Below are 1,055 nucleotides of genomic sequence, written 5' to 3'. Positions count from 1 at the left end.
TCCGGCCGCTCGCTCCGGCCGCACTCGGCCGAGCAGGCCACGCTCGAGCGCTACCGGATGGTCATCCAGCCCCGGCTCGGCACCTGGATCACGATCATCTCGGTCGTCATCGGCTTCTTCGCCGGTCTGTCCGCGCAGAGCCGCTGGAAGGACTGGATGCTCTTCCGGAATTCCCAGCCGTTCGGCGTGCAGGACCCGGAGCATCACGTCGACGTCGGCTTCTACATCTTCGAATACCCGCTGTGGCGCTACGTGCTCGGCGTCGGCTTCACCACGATCGTGCTGTCGGTGATCGGCGCGCTGGCCGTGCACTACATCTTCGGCGGCGTGCGCCTGCAGGGCGTCGGTGACCGGATGACCGCCGCCGCGCGGGCCCACCTGACCACCCTGGTGGCGTTCTTCGTGCTGCTCAAGGCGGTCGCGTACATCTTGGACCAGCGGGCGCTGCTGCTCGAGCAGCACGTCTCCCCGGGCCTGTACGGCGCCGGCTACACCGACGTCAACGCGCTGCTGCCGGCCAAGGAGATCCTGGCCTACATCTCCATCGTGGTGGCCATCGCGATCGTCGTGTTCTCCAACGCGGTGATGCGGAATCTGGTCTGGCCCGGCGTCTCGCTGGCCCTGCTCGCCATCTCCGCGGTCGCGATCGGCGGCATCTATCCGCTGGCGGTGCAGAACTTCACGGTCCAGCCGAGCCTGGCGGACAAGGAAGCGCCGTACATCAAACGGTCGATCGAGGCCACCAGGGCGGCGTTCGGGCTCTCCGCCACGGAGGTACGGCCGTACACGGCCGCGGTGACCGTGCCACCGGCGACGCTCGCGTCCGACACCAGCGCGCAGAACGTGCGGTTGATAGACCCGCAGCTGGTCTCCGAGGCCTACACCCAGCAGCAGCAGGTCCGCGGTTTCTACGACTTCGGCCCGAAGCTGGACGTGGACCGCTACACGCTGACCAACGACAAGCCGCAGGACTACGTGGTCGGCGTGCGCGAGATCAACGACAACGCGCTGACCACCCAGCAGCAGAACTGGCTGAACAGGCACACGGTCTTCAC

General features: G+C 67.3%; 1 protein-coding gene. It reads left to right on the top strand.

Going from position 1 to position 1,055, the window contains the following annotated elements; all coding sequences use genetic code 11:
• Positions 1-1,055: UPF0182 family protein (locus tag DMB66_RS59890; protein WP_199753315.1), on the top strand; the 1,055-nt coding region annotated here is incomplete at both ends.

It is taken from the genome of Actinoplanes sp. ATCC 53533, assembly GCF_003947245.1.
Note: the sequence above shows the minus strand (reverse complement) of the source record. Positions and strands in the feature narration are given on the sequence as shown.